General features: G+C 45.7%; 22 protein-coding genes and 1 other annotated feature. Of the genes, 19 read left to right on the top strand and 3 right to left on the bottom strand.

Features of this window, described 5'->3' with window-relative positions; all coding sequences use genetic code 11:
* Positions 1–4: 4 nt before the first annotated feature.
* A complete protein-coding gene (locus SB24_RS04240; protein ID WP_003155069.1) occupies positions 5–190 on the bottom strand; it encodes a YjzD family protein in 186 nt (61 codons plus the stop codon).
* 260 nt (positions 191–450) lie between these two features.
* Between SB24_RS04240 and SB24_RS04230 the strand changes: the two genes are divergently transcribed.
* From SB24_RS04230 to SB24_RS04215, 4 genes are all read left to right on the top strand, one after another.
* Positions 451–1,185: a lipase family protein gene (locus SB24_RS04230; RefSeq protein WP_015417203.1), complete on the top strand. Its 735-nt coding sequence runs from the start codon at positions 451–453 to the stop codon at positions 1,183–1,185.
* An 82-nt stretch (positions 1,186–1,267) separates the two neighbouring features.
* Positions 1,268–1,834 (top strand): Rossmann-fold NAD(P)-binding domain-containing protein, encoded by a 567-nt coding sequence (locus SB24_RS04225; protein ID WP_015417204.1) that lies wholly within the window; start codon positions 1,268–1,270, stop codon positions 1,832–1,834.
* An 89-nt stretch (positions 1,835–1,923) separates the two neighbouring features.
* Positions 1,924–2,877 (top strand): BMP family ABC transporter substrate-binding protein, encoded by a 954-nt coding sequence (locus SB24_RS04220; RefSeq protein WP_015417205.1) that lies wholly within the window; start codon positions 1,924–1,926, stop codon positions 2,875–2,877.
* Between the two features lie 12 nt (positions 2,878–2,889).
* Entirely contained in the window at positions 2,890–3,081 is a 192-nt protein-coding gene (locus tag SB24_RS04215) for a ComZ family protein (protein ID WP_007409124.1), read from the top strand.
* A 28-nt stretch (positions 3,082–3,109) separates the two neighbouring features.
* Here the strand turns inward: SB24_RS04215 and SB24_RS04210 are convergent, their stop codons facing one another.
* Positions 3,110–3,328 (bottom strand): hypothetical protein, encoded by a 219-nt coding sequence (locus SB24_RS04210; RefSeq protein ID WP_007409123.1) that lies wholly within the window; start codon positions 3,326–3,328, stop codon positions 3,110–3,112.
* A 167-nt stretch (positions 3,329–3,495) separates the two neighbouring features.
* On the opposite strand from SB24_RS04210, the gene SB24_RS04205 reads away from it, so the two are divergent.
* From SB24_RS04205 to SB24_RS04165, 9 genes are all read left to right on the top strand, one after another.
* On the top strand, positions 3,496–4,434 hold the full coding sequence (locus tag SB24_RS04205; protein ID WP_007409122.1) for a beta-ketoacyl-ACP synthase III: 939 nt from the start codon (positions 3,496–3,498) through the stop codon (positions 4,432–4,434).
* 22 nt (positions 4,435–4,456) lie between these two features.
* Positions 4,457–5,695 (top strand): beta-ketoacyl-ACP synthase II, encoded by a 1,239-nt coding sequence (gene fabF / locus SB24_RS04200; RefSeq protein ID WP_015417206.1) that lies wholly within the window; start codon positions 4,457–4,459, stop codon positions 5,693–5,695.
* 82 nt (positions 5,696–5,777) lie between these two features.
* A complete protein-coding gene (locus tag SB24_RS04195; protein ID WP_012117278.1) occupies positions 5,778–6,563 on the top strand; it encodes a DUF2268 domain-containing putative Zn-dependent protease in 786 nt (261 codons plus the stop codon).
* 173 nt (positions 6,564–6,736) lie between these two features.
* Positions 6,737–7,723: an ABC transporter ATP-binding protein gene (locus SB24_RS04190; RefSeq protein WP_012117279.1), complete on the top strand. Its 987-nt coding sequence runs from the start codon at positions 6,737–6,739 to the stop codon at positions 7,721–7,723.
* Positions 7,720–8,709 carry an ABC transporter ATP-binding protein gene (locus tag SB24_RS04185; RefSeq protein ID WP_003155053.1) on the top strand — a complete coding sequence of 330 codons (990 nt, stop codon included), beginning with the start codon at positions 7,720–7,722 and terminating at the stop codon, positions 8,707–8,709. Before SB24_RS04190 ends, SB24_RS04185 begins: the two co-directional genes overlap by 4 nt.
* 77 nt (positions 8,710–8,786) lie before the next feature.
* The gene (locus SB24_RS04180; protein WP_039252002.1) at positions 8,787–10,415 is read left to right on the top strand and encodes a peptide-binding protein; all 1,629 of its coding nucleotides are present in this window, start codon (positions 8,787–8,789) and stop codon (positions 10,413–10,415) included.
* Between the two features lie 66 nt (positions 10,416–10,481).
* Positions 10,482–11,432, top strand: a complete 951-nt coding sequence (locus SB24_RS04175; RefSeq protein ID WP_003155051.1) for an ABC transporter permease — start codon at positions 10,482–10,484, stop codon at positions 11,430–11,432.
* A 21-nt stretch (positions 11,433–11,453) separates the two neighbouring features.
* Positions 11,454–12,368 (top strand): oligopeptide ABC transporter permease, encoded by a 915-nt coding sequence (opp4C, locus tag SB24_RS04170; RefSeq protein WP_007409117.1) that lies wholly within the window; start codon positions 11,454–11,456, stop codon positions 12,366–12,368.
* Between the two features lie 147 nt (positions 12,369–12,515).
* On the top strand, positions 12,516–13,268 hold the full coding sequence (locus SB24_RS04165) for a YjbA family protein (protein ID WP_007409116.1): 753 nt from the start codon (positions 12,516–12,518) through the stop codon (positions 13,266–13,268).
* Between the two features lie 32 nt (positions 13,269–13,300).
* Here SB24_RS04165 and trpS read toward each other — a convergent pair whose 3' ends face one another.
* Entirely contained in the window at positions 13,301–14,293 is a 993-nt protein-coding gene (gene trpS / locus SB24_RS04160) for a tryptophan--tRNA ligase (RefSeq protein ID WP_014304785.1), read from the bottom strand.
* Between the two features lie 55 nt (positions 14,294–14,348).
* Positions 14,349–14,560: a binding site (T-box leader), on the bottom strand.
* A gap of 476 nt (positions 14,561–15,036) precedes the next feature.
* Here trpS and SB24_RS04155 point away from each other — a divergent pair.
* The 6 genes from SB24_RS04155 (at position 15,037) to SB24_RS04130 (ending at position 21,927) form a co-directional block, all read left to right on the top strand.
* The gene (locus SB24_RS04155) at positions 15,037–16,671 is read left to right on the top strand and encodes a peptide ABC transporter substrate-binding protein (RefSeq protein ID WP_012117282.1); all 1,635 of its coding nucleotides are present in this window, start codon (positions 15,037–15,039) and stop codon (positions 16,669–16,671) included.
* Between the two features lie 106 nt (positions 16,672–16,777).
* A complete protein-coding gene (locus SB24_RS04150) occupies positions 16,778–17,713 on the top strand; it encodes an ABC transporter permease (protein ID WP_003155043.1) in 936 nt (311 codons plus the stop codon).
* Between the two features lie 3 nt (positions 17,714–17,716).
* Entirely contained in the window at positions 17,717–18,634 is a 918-nt protein-coding gene (gene oppC / locus SB24_RS04145) for an oligopeptide ABC transporter permease OppC (RefSeq protein WP_007409113.1), read from the top strand.
* Positions 18,635–18,646: 12 nt separating this feature from the next.
* Complete coding sequence (locus tag SB24_RS04140) at positions 18,647–19,723, top strand: ABC transporter ATP-binding protein (RefSeq protein ID WP_003155039.1); 1,077 nt, start codon at positions 18,647–18,649, stop codon at positions 19,721–19,723.
* On the top strand, positions 19,716–20,633 hold the full coding sequence (gene oppF / locus SB24_RS04135) for an oligopeptide ABC transporter ATP-binding protein OppF (RefSeq protein WP_012117283.1): 918 nt from the start codon (positions 19,716–19,718) through the stop codon (positions 20,631–20,633). Before SB24_RS04140 ends, oppF begins: the two co-directional genes overlap by 8 nt.
* A 106-nt stretch (positions 20,634–20,739) precedes the next feature.
* A complete protein-coding gene (locus SB24_RS04130; RefSeq protein ID WP_015239569.1) occupies positions 20,740–21,927 on the top strand; it encodes a putative glycoside hydrolase in 1,188 nt (395 codons plus the stop codon).
* Positions 21,928–21,977: the final 50 nt, after the last annotated feature.

Below are 21,977 nucleotides of genomic sequence, written 5' to 3'. Positions count from 1 at the left end.
TTATTTAATGCTGGTTTGCATCCTGTTTGACAGGCATGATCTCCGCAAGAACAAAGACTAGCACCGCAATAACCACGGCAATAACGGATGATTGCTTGAAATTGTACGCCGCGCTGTTCATGGAGGCGACCAGATAACAGGCCATATGTGTTAAAAGGAACGTCCAAATAAAACCGATAATAAACCGCACGTTTCCACCTCGTCCTTCATTTTATTCTACGTTGTATCATACCATACATAAAGCGCGGGCGGAAGGTCATTTTCTCATCAAAAAGCGCGCCTGAAACTGACATGTGCCCGCCTGTCCGGCCGTCTGATGGAAAATTCGGTTCCTGTGCTTGGGATAATAGCCAAAACATAGCAGCAAATAGGAGTTTATCCGATCCGTTTTCATTCTTCTTACATATGATAGCCAATAGAGAGATTAGGAGTAAAAGGAGGCGGGCAGGCATGGGGATTACGGAAAGATTTTTCCAATTCGGATCTGAGCTGAACGTCATCCATCTGCCGTATCGGCCGAATGGCTTCTGTATCTTTATTCTGGGGGACAGAACCCACTTTGTCAGCCGGGACTCAAGCTTTTGGCTCGAACATGAAGGGAGAAACCAGCTGTTACATGTGCTGCTTGACAGAGGGTACACCATTATTAACAGCAATTTATACGGGCGGCATTGGGGTTCGGAAAAAGCCGTCCTTTACGCCAGACAGCTGATGCATTATGTGCTGAAACAAGAAACCCTCAATCCGAAAATACACTTGCTCGCAGAAGGCATGGGCGCCCTTATCGCCGATCAATTGCTGCAGTCTTCAGCGGAGCATATCCGTTCAGCCGCAATGTTAGATCCTTGTCTTGACCTTCAAGCCCATTTTGAATCAGAGAAAGAAAATAAGTTCTTTTATAAGCAGTTTCTGAGGGAAACGGCACAGAGCTTCGGTGTTTCTGAAAAAGAGGCAAGCTCACTGAGCTATCAGACCATTACCGGCTGCCGCACCCGGGCGCCGGTACATATATGGCAAAGAACGACCGGAGCGCCGTACCCGTACACCCTGCATGCGAACGCGTATAAAGAAGCCCGGGAAAAGACCGGAAGCAAGACTGATATCACGTATCACCTGCTTGAGAACCCTGCGCGTATTTACAGAGCCATCTGCCGGTTTTTCCGCAGTCATGAAAAAGACCTGTAATGAATAGAATACAACAGCCATCTCTTTTCAGAGGGCTGTTTGGCTTGTGTGTGAATGAAAAACCGGAAAGGCGGCAGATGTGATGAAAACAGCGCTGATCATTGGAGCAGATGAATTTCTCGGCCTTTCATTGTGCGAACGGTTGATGGATGAGGGTGTGCACGTTGATGTCATTTTGGCAGAACCGGAGGACAAAACGAGGCAGCTGTATTTAGAAGAACGATTAATGTGGCTCGCGAGAAACGGGCTTTTTCAAATAATAGATGAAATCGGTGAAAAGGAATACGATCGTATCTGCGTTCAATACGGGAGCGGGTGTCTGCCTGAAGAAAGGGCTGAGCCCTTATATTGGATTGTTTACAGTGAGGATCACGGAGACTGGGAGAAAAACGCTCAGCGGGATACAGCCAAAGCGATTATCCTTCCTCCCCTTTACGGTCCGTGGACGGAAGAAAAAGAAGATGGCGAAAGCAGGATCTTTTTAGAAGACGCGGTCTGCGGGCTGATGAATCAGCTTGAGGCTGACGGCACAGAAGACGAAAATCAGATTATTACCCTGGAAATAAAAGAAAAAACGCAAAAAACGGAAGCGGAAGAAAAAATTAAAGAATGGAAAAGACAATTTTCATCAATATTCGACATTTTTTAAGAAATACCTTCCATGTTATGTGCATTACCGCTACAATAAACGTATATCAATTATATATGTTATGAGTTTGAAAAGGGGTTGAACATGGCTTGATCACCAGGCTTGTCATGATCTTTTCTGTCCTCCTTTTATTGAGCGGATGCGCACAAACTCCGTTTAAAGGAAAAATTGAGAAGGTCGGAATGCTTTTTCCCGATACCATCAGTGACTTGGTATGGGGCACAAAAGGTTACAAAGGTTTATTAGCGATACAATCTGAATTTAACGTTGACGTTTATTATAAAGAAAATATCAGATCCGATGAAGATATTTTAAAAGCGATAGATGATTTTCATAAAAAAGGAGTCAATCTTTTATACGGGCACGGAAATGAATACGAGGAAATCTTCAATATGATCAGCAAGGATTATCCCGACATGGAATTCGTCGTCGCAAACGGAACGGCGAAAAGCGATAATGTCACAAGCGTTCATCTTATGGGAGAAGCAATGGGTTTTTTCGGGGGAATGACAGCCGCCCATATGTCAAAAACCAATGAGGTCGGCGTCATCGCCTCCTTTTTGTGGCAGCCTGAAGTAGACGGCTTTATCAAAGGGGCGAAATATGAAAAGCCTGATATCACCGTCAATACTGAATTTACGGACCACTGGGATAACGGCAATGAAGCGCTGCATCTTTACGAGAAGTTAAAAGCGGAAGGCACGGATGTTGTATATCCGGCCGGAGACGGGTATAATGTTCCTGTCATTCAGCAAATCAAAAAAGACGGGCTTTACGCCATCGGCTATGTCGCCGAACAATCGAATCTCGGCAAAAACACGGTGCTGACAAGCACGGTGCAAAACGTAGATAAAGCCTATACATTAATTGCCGAGCAATATAATAAAGGTTCGCTCAAGAGCGGAGATCACAACTTTGATTTCAGGGAAGGAGTCGTTGAAATGGGGACGTTCAGCCCTCTGGTGGACAAAGCATTTCAAGACAAAATCTCAGACCTTGTCAAAACGTATAACCGAACAAATGAACTGCCGTCAAATGAATAGAGGTGGATACACATGCAGCATGAAAAGTCTCTTGAATTTATGCAGATCGCGATGAAATACCTGCCGGAAGCAAAGGCGGAGCTTGAGAAATCCGGCATAGATCTGTCTTTGGAAATGATTCAGCCGTTTATGGACCTGTTTACATCGGTCATGGCGGAAGCGTATGAGCTTGGCAGATCTGATGCCGGGGAGCTGAATAAATAAAGAGAGCCACTTTTCATGAAGTGGCTTTTCACATGATTTTTTTCTTTATAGCGGACACCATCGGCGCGAAGTCTTTAAATACGGGCTTTAATTGATCCAGAGAGTTCATGATGGACCCCAGCTGATTCATCACGTGGTTGTAATCGATCTCTTCTTCGTTTTCAGCCTGAGGCTGCTCCGGGTTTTCTTCCGGTTCTTTATCCCGGTCTCTGGAATCGCCGAACATCATTTTGGAGAAAATATCCATAGTGAAGCCTCCTTTCGTCTTCCTTTTATTCTATGAGGAGCAGCGTCCGATAGTTTAGACGAATATATTGCCAACAGAAAAAAAATAGGGTAGAATTAGTACCTGATACTAATAATTGATCATAACTAATTAGTTTTAAATTCATTATAAAAAAGGAGTCTTTTCCAATGAAAGCTGGAATTCTTGGCGTCGGCCGTTACATCCCGGAAAAAGTGCTGACAAATCATGATCTTGAACAAATGGTAGATACATCGGACGAGTGGATTCGTACGAGAACAGGTATAGAAGAAAGAAGAATCGCCGCGGAAGATATGTATTCATCCGGCATGGCCGCTGAGGCTGCGCAAAAAGCGCTTGATCAGGCCGGCATTTCCGCTGAGGAGCTTGATATGATCCTCGTGGCGACGGTTACTCCTGACCAGTCCTTCCCTACCGTTTCCTGTATGATACAAGAGAAGCTCGGGGCCAAAAAAGCGTGCGCGATGGATATCAGCGCCGCATGTGCGGGTTTTATGTACGGTATCGTAACCGCCAAACAATTCATTGAATCGCAAACATACAAACATGTCCTCGTGGTCGGCGTGGAAAAGCTCTCAAGCATTACCGACTGGGACGACCGCAATACGGCTGTGCTGTTCGGAGACGGAGCCGGAGCGGCGGTCATCGGACCGGTCAGCGACGACAGAGGCATACTGTCATTTGAGCTCGGAGCAGACGGTACAGGCGGTCAGCACTTGTACTTAGATGAAAAAGGGCATACAATCATGCATGGAAGAGAAGTATTCAAATTCGCCGTCCGGCAAATGGGTGAATCGAGTGTAAATGTCATTGAAAAAGCCGGCCTCTCCAAAGAGGACGTAGACTTTTTGATTCCGCATCAGGCAAACATCCGCATCATGGAAGCGGCACGGGAACGTTTGGAGCTTCCGGTTGAAAAGATGTCTAAAACAGTCCATAAATATGGAAACACATCCGCAGCATCCATTCCGATTTCATTAGTAGAGGAACTGGAAGCAGGCAAAATTAAAGACGGCGACGTCATCGTCATGGTCGGTTTCGGCGGAGGATTGACATGGGGCGCCATAGCAATACGCTGGGGACGATAAAAAAAGGTGAGGTGTACACAAGATGAGTAAAAAAAGAGTAGTCGTTACAGGGCTTGGAGCCCTGTCTCCGCTTGGAAACGATGCCGAAACAAGCTGGAAAAATGCAATCGGCGGCGTATCCGGAATCGGACCGATCACACGTGTGGAATCGGACGAGTATCCGGCGAAAGTAGCTGCTGAACTGAAAGATTTCAATATTGAAAATCACATGGATAAAAAAGAAGCGCGAAAAATGGACCGCTTCACGCAATATGCTGTCGTAGCCGCGAAAATGGCCGTTCAAGATGCCGGTCTGAATATCACAGACGAGATCGCGCCGAGAGTCGGCGTTTGGGTCGGGTCCGGAATCGGCGGTCTTGAAACGCTTGAATCCCAATTCGAAATCTTCCTGACTAAAGGGCCGAGAAGGGTCAGCCCGTTCTTTGTTCCGATGATGATTCCGGATATGGCGACAGGCCAAATCTCAATCGCTCTCGGAGCAAAAGGAGTCAACTCCTGTACGGTGACGGCATGTGCGACGGGAACGAACTCTATCGGTGACGCGTTTAAAGTCATTCAGCGCGGCGATGCCGATGCGATGATTACGGGCGGAACGGAAGCGCCGCTGACAAGAATGTCATTTGCGGGCTTCAGCGCAAACAAAGCCCTTTCTACAAATCCTGATCCGAAAACGGCAAGCCGCCCGTTTGATAAAAACCGTGACGGCTTTGTCATGGGAGAAGGCGCGGGGATCATCGTGCTTGAAGAGCTTGAGCATGCCCTTGCCCGCGGTGCGAAAATCTACGGGGAAATTGTCGGCTACGGCTCAACGGGTGACGCCTACCACATTACCGCGCCTGCCCAAGACGGGGAAGGCGGTGCAAGAGCGATGCAGGAAGCAATCAAAGATGCGGGCATCAAGCCTGAAGAAATTGATTACATCAACGCTCACGGCACAAGCACGTACTACAATGATAAATACGAGACAAAAGCCATTAAGACCGTTTTCGGTGATCATGCGTACAAGCTTGCCGTCAGTTCGACAAAATCAATGACGGGTCATTTGTTAGGCGCTGCCGGAGGAATTGAAGCAATCTTCTCCGTCATGGCCATTAAAGACGGCATTATCCCGCCGACGATTAACATCGAAACACCTGATGAAGAGTGTGATTTAGATTATGTACCGGACAAAGCGCGCGAGCAGGATGTCAACATCGTTCTCAGCAACTCGCTCGGCTTCGGCGGACATAATGCCACTTTGATCTTTAAAAAATATCAATAATACAGTTTTTGACCGGCTGCCTGAAAAAGGTGGCCGGTTTTTTTTTGTGTGCATATGATAACAACAAGAGGAGGCGAACCGTATGAGCGTCAAGCAGACATATCAATGGATGGAAAAGGCGGCATCCGTAAATGATCTGGCTCCGCATCTTTTGCCGCTTTTTTCAGGGGCCGATAAGAAAGAGTGGAAGCCGATACTCGGGATGCTGCAAAACCACGGCATGTTCCGCCATTTGAAGGACGGCGTTAGGACCAGTAAACGGCTGAAAGAAAAAGGATGCTACAGCCATATTCAAAAGGAGGAAGCTTATTTAAAGGAGAAGTGGAACGGGCCGGACGTGCCGATCGTCGTTTTGCCCGTCGACGAACGAAACCGGAAAATCCGTCAGGAATTCGGATCAAAATCCGGTCTGGCCTTTCGGGACAAAATGTTCCTCTTTCTATCGTCGGATAGTTCCAATTCAGCTGTATCCGCCCTTATGACACATGAATATAATCACGTCTGCCGGTTAGAACATGTGACAAAGGACGAAAAAGACGAGACATTTCTTGATACAATCATGATGGAGGGGCTGGCAGAATATGCTGTATATGAGCGGTTCGGCTCAAGTCTTACGGCTGAATGGACGTCCTACTATACGCCTGAGCAGCTTGATTTTCTGTTTGAAAAAAGAGTCAAGCCGAACCTCCGCTTAACGAGAGACAGCAGAATGTTTTCCCAGCTGTTATACGGAAAAGGATACTTCCCCTCAATGCTCGGCTATGCCGTCGGATTCAATATAGTAAAAAAATATTTAACCGACCATCAAAAAACAGTAAAAGAAGCATTGGCCATCCCTTCAAAAACCTTTCTGGAGGCAACGCTTTAATAGATTAAAAGAATGGAAATTATTTAAGGATATTACATTTATCCTAAAAAATTCTTGCTTTTGTAATAATGATGTAATAATATACAACTATAAAATTTTTCGACTATTCTATATTTTGTGATAGCGAAACGTATGTTTCCCTCTGCTTCAGCGGAATGAGAAAGGGGCGTATCATGAGCACACTATTAGAAGTGAATAATTTAAAGACCTATTTTTTCAGAAAGAAACAGCCGATCCCCGCAGTCGACGGGGTTGATTTTCACATTAACAAAGGCGAAACCGTCGCTCTTGTAGGAGAATCCGGCTCGGGCAAAAGCATCACCTCGCTTTCTATTATGGGACTTGTCCAAAGCTCGGGCGGAAAAATTATGGACGGCTCGATTAAGCTTGAAGGCAGGGACCTGGCCTCCTTCACCGAAAACGAATATTGCAAAATCCGCGGAAATGACGTCTCTATGATCTTTCAGGAGCCCATGACTTCCCTGAATCCGGTGCTGACCATCGGCGAACAAATTACCGAAGTGCTTGAATACCATAAAAAAATGAATAAAAGAGAAGCGTCCAAAAAAGCCGTTGAGCTTCTGGAACTCGTCGGATTCTCCAGAGCGGAACAAGTAATGAAAGAATATCCGCACCGTCTTTCCGGAGGGATGAGACAGAGGGTGATGATCGCCATTGCGCTCAGCTGCAATCCGAAGCTTCTGATCGCTGATGAGCCGACGACGGCGCTTGATGTGACGATACAAGCCCAAGTATTGGAGCTGATGAAAGACCTCTGCAAAAAATTTGATACTTCCATTCTGCTGATCACTCACGATTTAGGTGTGGTTTCCGAAGCCGCCGACAGGGTGATCGTGATGTACTGCGGACAAGTCGTAGAGAGCGCGAGTGTGGAGGACTTATTTTTAAACCCTCTTCATCCGTATACCGAAGGGCTGTTAAACTCCATACCGGTGATAGATGGAGAGATTGATACATTAAAAGCGATCAAAGGCAGTGTCCCGACACCGGATAATCTTCCGGAAGGCTGCCGATTTGCCCCGAGGTGTTCAAAAGCGATGGACAAATGCAAAACAGGGCAGCCGGAGCTGATAACGCATGAAAGCGGCCGTTCTGTAAGATGTTTTTTATATGAGGAAGAGGGTGCCCAATCAAAATGACAGCTGCAGGCCAAGAAACGATTTTAGAGCTGAAAGACGTAAAAAAATATTTCCCGATCCGCTCCGGTTTTTTTCAAAGGAAAGTCGGTGATATAAAGGCTGTTGACGGTGTTTCTTTTTCACTGAAGCGCGGGGAGACGCTCGGCATCGTCGGTGAATCAGGATGCGGCAAATCAACGGCGGGAAGGACGATGATCCGTTTATACAAGCCGACAGACGGCCGGATTCTTTTTAAGGGTCAGGATATCTCCGGCTTATCTGAAGAAAAGCTGAGAAAAAGCGTCCGCAAAAACATCCAGATGGTCTTCCAAGATCCCTTCGCATCCCTTAACCCGAGGAAAACGCTGCGTTCCATTATTAAAGAACCGTTCCAGACTCACCATATGTACAGCATGAGCGAGCGGAACGAGCGAGTGGAGGAGCTGCTGGCGAAAGTCGGCCTTCATCCGAGCTTTGCAAACCGCTATCCGCACGAATTTTCCGGGGGGCAGCGCCAGCGGATCGGGATTGCGCGGGCTCTGACGTTGAATCCCGAGCTGATTATTGCGGATGAACCCGTTTCCGCACTCGATGTCTCCATTCAGGCCCAGGTCATCAATCTGATGGAAGAACTGCAGGATGAATTCAACCTGACCTATTTGTTTATTTCTCATGATTTGAGTGTTGTCCGCCATATCAGCGACAGAGTCGGCGTCATGTATCTGGGAAAAATGATGGAGCTGACCGATAAACACGAGCTGTACGGCAATCCGCTTCACCCTTATACGCAAGCGCTTTTGTCTTCAGTGCCCGTCACGAGAAAAAAAGACGCCGTCAAGCGGGAACGAATCATCCTGAAAGGAGAACTGCCAAGCCCGGCAAACCCGCCGAAAGGCTGCGTGTTCCACACGCGGTGCCCGATGGCCAAACCGATCTGCAAGGAACAAATCCCGGCATTTGAAGAAGCCGCTCCCGGCCATTACGTTGCCTGCCATTTATATGCCTGAAATGACAAGCATCGAGAGGGGGTATGCCGGATTACATAACCAGTTTGCTGCATATATATCACAAAGGGGGAATTGATATGAAATTACGTAAAAGCGCACTGATGATGCTAAGTGTTTTTATGGCGTTTGCCATCTTCCTGTCAGCCTGCTCCGGCTCAAAATCCACAAGCACCGAATCCAAACCGGCAGGAAAACCGCAAAAAGGCGGAGATTTGGTTGTCGGGTCAACCGGGGAACCCACACTTTTTAATCCACTTTATTCTACCGATGTTGCAAGTTCTGATATTGAAGGAATGCTTTACAGCACATTATTGGAAACTGATGAGAAATTAAACGTCAAGCCGTCGCTGGCTGAAAAAGTAACAGAAGCTGACGGGGGATTAACGTATGATGTAAAACTGAAAAAAGGCGTAAAATTCCATGATGGAAAAGAGCTGACGGCCGATGATGTTGTTTTCACCTACAGCATCCCTCTTAACAAAGATTACAACGGTGAGCGTGGCTCGGGTTTTGAGTCCCTTAAATCCGTAACGAAAAAAGGAAAATATGAAATTCAGTTTAAAATGAAGAAAAAAGATGCCTATTTCTATAATGTCGTTCTCGACAGTTACGGCATTTTGCCTAAACATATATTGGGTAAGGTCCCGGTTGCTGATCTGGGAGAGAATGAATTTAACCGTAAAAATCCAATCGGCTCCGGTCCGTTTAAGTTTGTTGAGTGGAAAAAGGGCGAGTATGTCAAACTGGAAGCAAATGATGATTACTTTGGCGGCAGACCTTACCTTGATACAGTGACAGTAAAAACAATACCTGATTCTAACGCTGCCGTGGCTCAGTTAAAAGCGGGAGATATTGATTTCTTCGTTGTGCCGGGCACAGATTTTGATACGGTTAAAACGTTTGGAAATGTGAAGGTCAAATCTGACCTTGGCTTAAACTACAGCTATATCGGCTGGAATGAGAAAAAAGAGATCTTTAAGGACAAAAAAGTGCGTCAGGCATTGACTTACGCTCTTGACAGGCAGGCAATGGTGGATCAAGTGCTGAACGGAGACGGTAAGGTAGCGGATGTTCCTGAGAGTCCGCTGTCATGGAATTATCCGAAGTCTAAAGTGCCGACATTTGATTATAATCCGAAAAAAGCAAAGCAGCTGCTAAAAGAAGCCGGATGGGAAGACCATGACGGTGACGGCTACCTTGATAAAGACGGAAAAAAATTCTCATTTGAAATTAAAACGAATCAAGGCAATAAAATTCGTGAAGATTTAGCTGTTGTCGTTCAGCAGCAATTAAAAGAAGTGGGAATCGAGGCTAAACCGCGAATTGTTGAATTCAGTGCGTTAATTGAACAGACAAGTGCCCCTAATTGGGATTATGACGCTCTTCTTCTCGGATGGAGTCTTGCAACGTTCCCGGATCAATTCTCTATCTTCCATTCAAGCCAATCGAAAAACGGGCTGAATAATATCTGGTATAAAAACTCGAAAGTCGATAAGCTGCTTGAAGAAGCGAAGACAATTACAGACAGAAAAGAATACCAAAAGAAATATGAAGAGATATACAAATTGATTGCTGAAGATCAGCCGTACAGCTTCTTATTCTATTACAATTACCACAGAGCGATGCCGAATAATTTACAAGGTTATGTATTCCACCCTAAAAATGACTTGTACAATATTGAAAAATGGTGGCTGGATCAAAAATAGCAAAAGCCCTGGAGAGGGAAGGAGGTTCCTTTCCTCTCTTATCCTATTTAAAAAGGGGACAAGAACATGGTTACATATATTTTACGGCGAACATTAATGTCCTTGCCGATTCTCTTAGGCATTACAATTTTGTCGTTTGCCATCATGAAAGCAGCGCCGGGAGACCCGATGTCACTTATGATGGACCCTACAATCAGTCAAGCGGACAGGGCGAAATTCATTGAAAAATACGGGTTGAATGATCCGGAACCTGTTCAATATGTGAAATGGCTGGGTAATATGCTGCAAGGGGATTTCGGGACTTCTATCGTCAAGAAAGGCACTCCAGTTTCTGAACTTATCTTATCCCGCTTACCGAATACGATTGTGCTTATGCTTTTCTCAACCCTTGTCGCTCTTCTTATTTCTATTCCATTTGGTGTTCTGTCAGCGAAACGTCCTTATTCAAAATTGGATTACGGGATAACTGTTACTTCATTTTTAGGGCTTGCCATTCCGAATTTTTGGTTCGGTTTGATTTTAATCATGGTTTTATCTGTAAATCTGGGGTGGTTTCCCACTGGCGGAGTAAGCACTTTGAATGCTGACTTTAACATATTTGACCGATTGCATCACTTGATTCTGCCTGCTTTTGTGCTCGCCACGGCAGACATGGCAGGGATAACGAGATACACAAGATCCAGTATGCTTGATGTGTTAAAACAGGATTATATACGAACGGCGCGTGCGAAAGGATTCCGAGATAATAAAGTGATTTTTAAACACGGTTTGAGAAACGGACTTCTTCCTGTCATCACTATTTTTGGTCTGATGATACCGTCATTTATCGGGGGAGCGGTAGTGGTAGAACAGATTTTTACTTGGCCGGGTCTCGGCAAATTGTTTATTGATTCAGCCTTTTCGCGGGATTATCCGGTTATCATGGCCATGACGGTCATTTCAGCTGTTTTGGTTGTGGTGGGGAATTTAATTGCGGACATCTTATATGCGCTGGTTGATCCCCGCATTGAATATTAACAAAGAGAGGTGAGAGGTCAAATGTTACAGCCAAATACCGGCACACCCCCCAGCGAAGTAAAATTAAAGGAAAATATTCAATCCAAACCGGAAACAATGACGAAGATTTTTTTCGAAAAGTTCTTTCAAAATAAACTAGCTGTAATCGGAGCCGTTATATTAACCATCATCATCTTGTCAGCCTTATTCGCTTCGGTAATCGCTCCTTACTCTCCGGAGAGTCAATCTCTTATCAATCGTTTGAAGCCGCCGAGCTTAAAACATCTAATGGGAACTGATAAATTCGGAAGAGACATCTTTACGAGGGTTCTGTACGGGGCGCGCGTCTCCTTGCTTGTCGGATTCGCTTCTGTGATCGGCGCGATTACAATCGGGACAGTTGTCGGAGCCGTTGCCGGATATTTTAAAGGGATTGTCGATGCCGTTCTCATGAGAACCGTTGATATCGTATTATCCATACCTGATATATTTTTGCTTATTACACTTGTTACGATTTTCCAGCCCGGAATGGATAAATTAATTTTAATTTTCTCCCTTACAGGCTGGACAACAACGGCACGCCTTGTCCGAGGGGAGTTTTTATCGCTTCGTTCCAGAGAGTTTGTATTAGCTGCAAAGACGATCGGTACAAAAAATCATCACATCATCTTTTCTCATATATTGCCGAATGCGCTCGGACCGATTATTGTTTCAGCCACATTAAAGGTGGGAACGGTTATTTTGGCGGAATCTACATTAAGTTATCTCGGTTTCGGGATTCAGCCGCCGATCGCAAGCTGGGGCAATATGCTTCAGGATGCACAGAACTTTACGCTTATGATTCAGGCTTGGTGGTACCCGTTATTCCCGGGGTTGTTGATTCTTCTTACCGTATTGTGCTTTAACTTTGTCGGAGACGGGCTGCGTGATGCGCTTGATCCGAAAAATGTGAAATGATCTCCCGGACGGAACGGGAGATTTTTTTGTTGCGATGCAGTCGGAAATCCAGCTCCGTAATGCGGAAATCTCATATTGAAATGGAATAATTTATCTATCCCTTGCCTATACTGTGGACAACAGTTTTTATAAAGTGAGGGGTCGAATATGTTATTTCTTCATGATGTATGGGTCAATTGGTTTGAAGGGGAAGAAAACGGCTACAATGTATGCCATTTTCACGAATGGCGGAAGGAAGACACGGTTGAGCTTTTGGATCAGACGCCGCTGCTCAGAGTGCCGTCGGTATTATTTCATTACATAGAAAACGACTTATCAGAGCTTCCGAAAGAGCTGCTTGACCAAGTCCACCAAAAGTCATACGTGCGAAAAAATCATGAGCGGACAAAGCTGGAGTACTGTTTTGTCGTGACAGACGGGATCGGCATCATTGCCGTGGATACGATTGGATATACCATTCCGGTCAGAAAGAGCCGCCTGATTCCGAGACAGGAGCAGCTTGTTTATGAAATGGTAAAGGATGTAGAACCGGAATCGTTTCAATTTGAGCCGGCGCAATTGGAGTCTTCAAAGGAATATCACATTTTGTCATTGGCGCCGGAGCATGTCAGAGGGCTGACGAGAAAAGAGCGGCAGATCAAGCAGCTGATGTTTATGGCGCTCGACCAGCTGAAAGGGTTGAAAAACCGTGCGGAAATTGTGTATTGGTACACGGAATGGAATCCGCATATGTACGAGCAGATCAAACGGATGAGCTTTGAAGAGATTTGGGACATGCTTTACAATGAAACAATTGAAGGCTGGTCAGATAAACATCTTGCGTTCTGTGAAAATTTGATTAAAGGGCAGCCGTTTTTCGAAAAGCTTTGGGAAATGGAGCAGGAATCAAAAGTGAACTAAAAAAGAGGCGGGGATTCTCCCGCCTCTTTTCTTTATCTTCTTTTTCGTCCGAGACCCATGGCGTTTTCCATTTTCTTCACCATTTTGCCGGCCGTTTTGTTTGCGCGCGCCGCTCCTTCGTCGAGAATGCGGTCAAGTTCGTCGCTCTCAATTAATTCACGGTAGCGCTCTTGGATCGGTGTCAATGCGCCGATAACGACTTCGGCTAAATCGCTTTTGAATTCACCGTACCCTTTGCCTTCATATTTAGCTTCTAATTCTTCAATTGATGTGTTTCCTAAAATAGAATAGATCGTCAAAAGATTAGAAACGCCCGGTTTGTTTTCTTTATCATACTTTACAATGCCTTCAGAATCAGTCACGGCGCTCTTGATTTTCTTCTCGAGCTGCTTCGGTTCATCAAGCAGCGTGATGAATGCCTTTTGGTTCGGATCTGATTTGCTCATTTTTTTGAGCGGATCAGCCAGTGACATGATGCGCGCGCCTGATTCAGGAATTTTCACCTCAGGAATCGTGAAGATGTCATTGTATTTTTTATTAAAGCGTTCCGCCAGGTTGCGGGTCAGTTCAAGATGCTGTTTTTGGTCTTCCCCGACCGGAACAAGGTCCGTTCCGTACAGTAAAATATCGCCGGCCATCAGCGGCGGATAGGTTAACAGTCCGGACACGACGGCTTCTTTGCCCTTTGACTTATCCTTAAATTGCGTCATCCGCTCAAGCTCGCCGATATATGCGACGCATTGGAGCATCCACCCCGCCTGGGCATGAGCGGGAACCTCCGACTGGATAAAGAGGGTCGCTTTCTCGGGATCAAGTCCGACGGCCAGGTAAAGAGCCGCGAGATTGCGGATGTTCTTCCGCAGCTCAAGCCGATCCTGCGGAACCGTAATCGCATGCTGATCGACAATACAGAAGTAGCCGTTGTAGTCATGCTGCAAATCAACAAATTGCTTCATTGCGCCGATGTAGTTGCCGAGGGTAACGGAACCGCTCGGCTGAATGCCAGAAAAAATCGTTTTCTTCATAGTTTTTACCTCATTTCTTAAAACATAATAAAAAAAGCCCATTCTTCCCGTAGAAAAAAGGGACGAATGAACCGTGGTGCCACCCTGATTATTCCATTACAATGGAATCGCTCGAGACGTTGGTAACGGAGGCTGCTCCGGCTGGGCCTACTAACGTTCGGTCAGCTGCTCAGAAGTCCATTCCACATCGCCCGTTACCTGCTCCCAGCACCGCAGACTCTCTTCAAACGGATGAAAATGTGTACTACTCTTCATCATCGCAATCACAACAAATGTATTTGATTGATCTATTATAAATCAATTATAGCCAAATGTCATCAGAGGAATACAAGCTTATTTCCAGTTTGCTTAAGGGCTGGAAATCCTCAAAAAGAACTGAAAATGCTTAAATGATAACGTATATCAACATTTCGTATAACGAATATTATATGTAAAAAGCAATATGAACTGGAAATTGCAATAAAAAAATTTAGTTAGGTCATGCTTTAAACTATAGAAGTGTATCACCTTTTTGACAGAAAAACTGACCAAATTTAAATATTTTAAATTGAGAAAATAGTATTGCAATAAATTATTCATTTCATTATAATGAACTTGTTCACTCTATTGTTACAGCTTCTTTACATAAAATAATCAGAAAAGACGGAACACAATTAAAGTTTAGAAAAATATTAAGTTATTTTGTCTGATATTTCTGAGTATTTAGTAGTAAAGGCTGAAAAATTTGATTAGGGGGTTAGTGCATGAAAAAGCGTTGGTCTATTGTAGGTTTGATGCTTATCTTCTCGCTTGTATTAAGTGCGTGCGGCGGATTCAGCGGCGGATCAGGCGGCGGTAAAAAAGACACCAAAGGACAGACTTCACTTAATATCAATATTAAAACCGAGCCGTTCTCACTGCATCCTGGTTTAGCGAATGATTCCGTTTCAGGAGGCGTAATCCGCCAGACTTTTGAAGGATTGACACGCGTAAACTCCAAAGGTGAGCCTGAAGAAGGAATGGCATCTAAAATTGAAACAAGCAAAGACGGAAAGACCTATACATTTACGATTCGTGACGGTGCGAAATGGTCTAACGGCGACCCTGTGACGGCGCAGGATTTTGAATATGCGTGGAAATGGGCGCTTGACCCGAACAACGAATCACAATACGCTTATCAGCTCTACTATATCAAAGGCGCTGAAGCTGCCAATACAGGAAAAGGCAAGATTGATGATGTAGGCGTAAAAGCCGTAAATGACAAAACATTAAAGGTTGAACTGAATAACCCGACACCTTATTTCACGCAATTAACTTCATTCTATACGTATATGCCGATCAACAAGAAAATCGCGGAAAAACATAAAAACTGGAACACAAACGCGGGCGAAAATTATGTGTCAAACGGCCCGTTCAAAATGACGGCCTGGAAACACAGCGGTTCCATCACGCTCGAAAAGAACGATCAATATTGGGATAAAGACGCTGTGAAATTGAAGAAAATCAACATGGTGATGATTAACAATAACAACACCGAACTGAAAAAATTCCAGGCCGGTGAGCTTGACTGGGCAGGAATGCCGCTCGGCCAGCTTCCGACTGAATCTCTGCCGACATTGAAAAAAGACGGATCTCTTCACGTTGAACCGATCGCAGGCGTGTATTGGTACAAATTCAACACAGAAGCGAAACCGCTGAACAATGTCAACATCCGTAAAGCCCTTGCTTATGCGATCGACCGCTCGTCCATCGTGAAAAATGTAACGCAGGGCGAACAGATCCCGGCCATGGCTGCGGTGCCGCCGTCAATGAAGGGATTCAAGGATAACACAAAAGGTTATTTCAAAGACAATGACGTCAAATCAGCTAAAGAATTCTTAAATAAAGGACTGAAGGAATTAGGCGTCAAGAATGCCTCTGACCTTCCGGCGATCAAACTGTCCTACAATACGGATGACGCGCATGCGAAAATTGCGCAGGCCGTACAGGAAATGTGGAAAAAGAACTTGGGCGTCAAAGTTGAGCTTGATAACTCCGAATGGAATGTTTACATCGACAAGCTGCACAGCCAGAACTACCAAATCGGGCGTATGGGCTGGCTCGGCGATTTCAACGATCCGATCAACTTCCTAGAATTGTTCCGTGATAAAGAAGGCGGAAACAATGATACCGGATGGGAAGATCCTGAGTTTAAAAAGCTGCTGAACCAATCTCAGCTTGAAACGGATCCGGATAAACGTATCGAAGAGCTGAAAAAAGCAGAAAAGATCTTTATTGACGCAATGCCGGTCGCGCCAGTTTATTTCTATACGGATCCTTGGGTGCAGGATAAAAACCTCAAAAATGTGATCTTGACAGGAACAGGCGAAGTTTACTTCAGAAATGCTTCTTTTGAATAAAAGACGGTTCTGAAAACAAAAGACCCAAGGTATATGGGGAGGATGTCCCCATATACCTTTCTTACTGATTAAGTATAAAATTGTAAAAAACATGGAGGTGTTCACCTTGCTGAAATATATCGGTAAACGATTCATTTACATGATCATCACGCTGTTTGTGATTGTGACCGCCACATTCTTCTTAATGCAGGCAGCGCCGGGCGGACCATTTTCCGGCGAAAGAAAGCTGCCGCCTGAAATTGAGGCAAACTTAAACGAACACTATGGCTTGGACAAGCCTCTTTTCGTTCAATATGTCAGCTACTTAAAATCTGTGGCGATGTGGGACTTCGGACCTTCTTTTAAATATAAAGGCCAAAGTGTTAATGATTTAATCAATTCAGGCTTCCCCGTCTCATTCACTCTCGGTGCAGAAGCTATTCTCCTCGCTTTAGCGTTCGGTGTGCTTTTCGGGGTGCTTGCTGCCCTGTACCATAATAAATGGCAGGATTATACCATTGCGATTTTAACGATATTTGGGATCTCAGTTCCGAGCTTTATATTGGCGACGATTTTGCAATATATTTTCTCAATTAAATTAGAACTGTTCCCGGTCGCAGGGTGGGAATCCTGGGCATACACCTTTCTACCCTCTATTGCGCTCGCTTCCATGCCGATGGCGTTCATTGCCAGACTCTCCCGTTCAAGCATGATTGAAGTGTTAAACAGCGATTACATACGGACTGCAAAAGCTAAAGGACTTTCCCGTCCGTCAGTCACCGTGCGCCATGCGCTGCGAAACGCGCTTTTGCCGGTCGTGACATATATGGGGCCGATGGCGGCATCCATTTTAACGGGGAGTTTCATCATTGAATCCATTTTCGGAATTCCCGGTTTAGGCGCGCATTTTGTAAACAGCATTACAAACCGTGATTATACGGTCATTATGGGAGTTACCGTGTTCTTCAGCGTGCTCCTGCTTTTATGCGTATTAATTGTAGACGTGCTGTACGGATTAATCGATCCGAGAATCAAGCTTTCCAAAGCAAAGAAAGGAGCCTAGACCATGCAGAACATTCCTAAAAATATGTTTGAACCAGCTTCAGCTAATGCCGGCGATGCCGAAAAAATAAATAAAAAAAGCCTTTCCCTCTGGAAAGACGCCATGCTCCGCTTCCGCAGCAATAAGCTTGCGATGGTCGGGTTCGTACTGATCGTTCTTATTATTCTGATGGCGATTTTTGCGCCTGTCTTTTCAAGGTATGATTATGCCACTACCAATCTATTAAATGCGGATAAAGCGCCGTCGAAAGATCATTGGTTCGGCACGGATGACCTTGGAAGGGATATATTCGTCCGGACATGGGTGGGCGCGCGGATTTCCATCTTTATCGGTGTCGCAGCTGCCGTGCTTGATTTATTAATCGGCGTAATCTGGGGCAGCATTTCCGGATTCCGCGGCGGACGCACAGATGAAGTGATGATGCGCATCGCCGACATTCTGTGGGCTGTTCCTTCATTATTAATGGTTATTTTGCTGATGGTTGTCCTGCCGAAAGGATTGCTGACCATTATCGTCGCCATGACGATCACGGGCTGGATCAATATGGCGAGGATCGTCCGCGGACAGGTGCTGCAATTAAAGAATCAGGAGTATGTGCTTGCTTCACAGACACTCGGCGCCAAAACCGGCCGGCTATTGTTTAAGCATATCGTCCCGAACGCGATGGGCTCTATCCTCGTAACAATGACACTGACGGTTCCGACGGCGATTTTTACAGAAGCGTTTTTAAGTTATTTGGGCCTCGGCGTACCTGCGCCGCTTGCGAGCTGGGGAACGATGGCCTCAGACGGATTGCCTGCATTAACCTATTACCCTTGGCGTCTGTTCTTCCCTGCCGGCTTTATCTGCCTGGCGATGTTCGGCTTTAACGTTGTCGGCGACGGGTTAAGAGACGCGCTGGATCCTAAGTTACGCAAATAAGGAGTGATATGAGTGACACGTTTGCTAGAAGTAAAAGACTTAGCCATTTCATTTAAAACATACGGCGGAGAGGTACAGGCAATCCGCGGCGTGAATTTCCATTTGAATAAAGGAGAGACGCTGGCGATCGTGGGGGAGTCAGGTTCCGGAAAAAGTGTGACCTCCCAAGCGATTATGAAGCTGATCCCGATGCCGCCGGGCTACTTTAAAAGAGGACAGATTCTTTTTGACGGACGCGATATCGTGCCGATGTCCGAAAAAGAAATGCAGGCCATCAGAGGAAAGGACATCGGAATGATTTTCCAAGATCCGATGACCTCTCTGAACCCGACGATGAGAGTCGGCAAACAAATTACGGAAGTGCTTTTCAAACATGAAAAAATCTCAAGTGAAGCCGCGAAAAAGCGCGCCATAGAGCTGCTTGATCTCGTCGGGATTCCGATGCCCGAAAAACGGATCGGCCAATTCCCCCATGAATTTTCAGGCGGGATGAGACAGCGTGTCGTCATCGCGATGGCGCTTGCGGCAAATCCGAAACTGTTAATTGCCGATGAACCGACAACAGCGCTTGATGTGACGATTCAGGCACAGATCCTTGAGCTGATGAAAGATCTGCAAAAGAAAATTGATACATCTATCATTTTTATCACGCATGATCTCGGCGTTGTCGCCAATGTCGCCGACCGGGTCGCTGTCATGTACGCGGGTCAGGTCGTCGAATCGGGCACGGTGGATGAAATCTTTTATGATCCGCGCCATCCGTATACGTGGGGACTGCTTGCCTCAATGCCTAGCCTGGACAGCACCGATCAGGAAAAACTGACGGCCATCCCGGGCACGCCGCCTGATCTGACGAATCCTCCGAAAGGGGATGCATTTGCGCTCCGCAGCTCATATGCGATGAAAATTGACTTTGAACAGGAACCGCCGATGTATAAAGTGTCTGACACGCATTTTGTGAAATCGTGGCTTCTGCATCCTGATGCGCCTAAGGTCGAGCCGCCTGAAGCGGTGAAGGCTAAAATCCGTCAGCTTCCGAATACGTATCAGCATCCTGTTTTAATGAAGGAAGGTGAAAAAAATGACTGAGAAACTTCTCGAAATTAAACACTTAAAACAGCATTTTTTCACGCAGAAAGGAACGGTAAAAGCCGTAGATGATTTGTCATTTGATATTTATAAAGGTGAAACGCTCGGCCTTGTCGGAGAATCGGGCTGCGGTAAATCAACGACGGGCCGCAGCATTATCCGGCTGTATGAGGCAACCGGCGGGGAAGTTCTCTTTAACGGGGAAAATGTGCACGGGAAAAAATCCCGCAAGAAGCTGCTGGAGTTTAACCGGAAAATGCAGATGATTTTCCAGGATCCGTACGCATCTTTAAATCCGAGAATGACAGTCGCCGACATTATTGCCGAGGGAATAGATATTCACCGCCTGGCAAAAACGAAAAAAGAGCGGATGCAGCGGGTTCACGAACTGCTGGAAACGGTCGGTTTAAATAAAGAGCACGCCAACCGCTACCCGCATGAATTTTCGGGCGGACAGCGCCAGCGTATCGGAATCGCCAGAGCGCTGGCGGTTGATCCGGAGTTTATCATCGCGGACGAACCGATTTCGGCGCTTGATGTCTCCATTCAGGCGCAAGTCGTCAATTTAATGAAAGAATTGCAGAAAGAAAAAGGGCTCACTTACCTGTTTATCGCCCATGATTTATCAATGGTCAAATACATCAGTGACCGCATCGGCGTCATGTATTTTGGAAAATTGGTGGAGCTTGCGCCGGCGGATGAGCTTTACGAAAACCCGCTTCACCCATACACGAAATCATTGCTGTCCGCTATCCCGCTCCCTGATCCGGACTATGAAAGAAATCGTACGCGAAAGAAATACGATCCGTCCATTCATCAGCTGCAAGACGGAGAAAAGATGGAATTCAGAGAAGTGAAACCGGGACACTTTGTTATGTGCACTGAAGATGAATTTAAAACCTACCTATAAACGTATCATCCTCCAAGACTCAGTCTTGGAGGATTTTTTTGCGCACATTCAAGTTTATTAAGCTTGCTCCCGTTTTTCTATAATGGAAAAAAAGGGGGAGATCAGTATGAAAACCATTTTGTGCGCCATTTGTGCGGGACTGTTTATCAGTGCAGCCGCTTATCCGGCTCACGCCGCTGCGAAAGAGGAGCAGCCGCTTGTAAAAATAGCGCTGGCCGAAAAAGAACTGCCGAAATCAAATGCACGGTTCGCTTATCCGTCAGGGCTGCATTTTTCACATCCTGATAAGGTGCGGGGCATTTACGTCACAGGGCATTCAGCGGGAGGAAGCAAATTCGGGGAGCTGACAGACTTTGTGGACAAAACGGAGCTCAATACAATGGTGATTGATGTCAAGGATGACAACGGAAACCTCACCTTTAAGCCGGACGGCCATTCTGAGTATGCCAAAATCGCCAAGCCGTACATCAAAGACCCAAAAAAGATGATGAAAAAGCTGGAGGAAAAAAAGATCTATCCGATTGCGCGTATTGTCGTATTTAAAGACAGCGAACTCGCGAACAAAAAGCCGGAGTGGTCCTTTAAAGAAAAAAACGGAAGTGTCTGGAAAAACGGCCGCGGCGAGTCGTTCGTCAATCCGTTTATGAAAGAAGTATGGGATTACAATGTAAAGATTGCAAAACAAGCCGTAAAGATGGGTTTTCAAGAAATTCAATTTGATTATGTCCGTTTTCCTGAAGGATTTGAAAAACGTGATGACGAACTGACATACGGACACGGCGATTACGGAAAAACAGCAGACAGCAATGTGCAAAAACGCGTTCACGCCGTCACCGATTTTGTCGGTTATGCGAAGAAAAAACTCAAGCCGTACGGCGCGGATGTGTCGGTTGATATTTTCGGCTATTCAGCCACGCTGCCGGAAGCGCCTGGGATCGGCCAGAATTTCAGCAAAATTTCAGAACAGGTCGATGTCATTTCATCCATGATTTATCCGAGCCATTGGACAAGCTATTTCGGCATTGATAAACCGGATCTTGAGCCTTACAAAGTCGTCAAAGAATACGCGAAGGTGGAACATAAAAAACTGTCTAAGCTGAAACACCCGCCTGTATCGCGTCCGTGGCTTCAGGACTTCACGGCATCATATCTCGGCAGCGGAAATTATCAAAAGTACGGAAAACGCCAGGTGGAAGACCAGGTTAAAGCGCTGCATGATGAAGGAATTGACGAATTTTTATTGTGGGACGCGGCAAACCGCTATACCAAAAACGTCGATTACACACCATTTTAAAAAAATTGAAACCATGTTAAAGGATCACACGTCTTAATAGATGTAAGATT

The sequence above is a fragment of the Bacillus sp. Pc3 genome (genome assembly GCF_000815145.1).
In the GTDB taxonomy this organism is placed as follows: Bacteria; Bacillota; Bacilli; order Bacillales; family Bacillaceae; genus Bacillus; species Bacillus velezensis.
The sequence above is the reverse complement of the archived record's forward strand: the minus strand, read 5'-3'. Positions and strand labels throughout refer to the sequence as shown.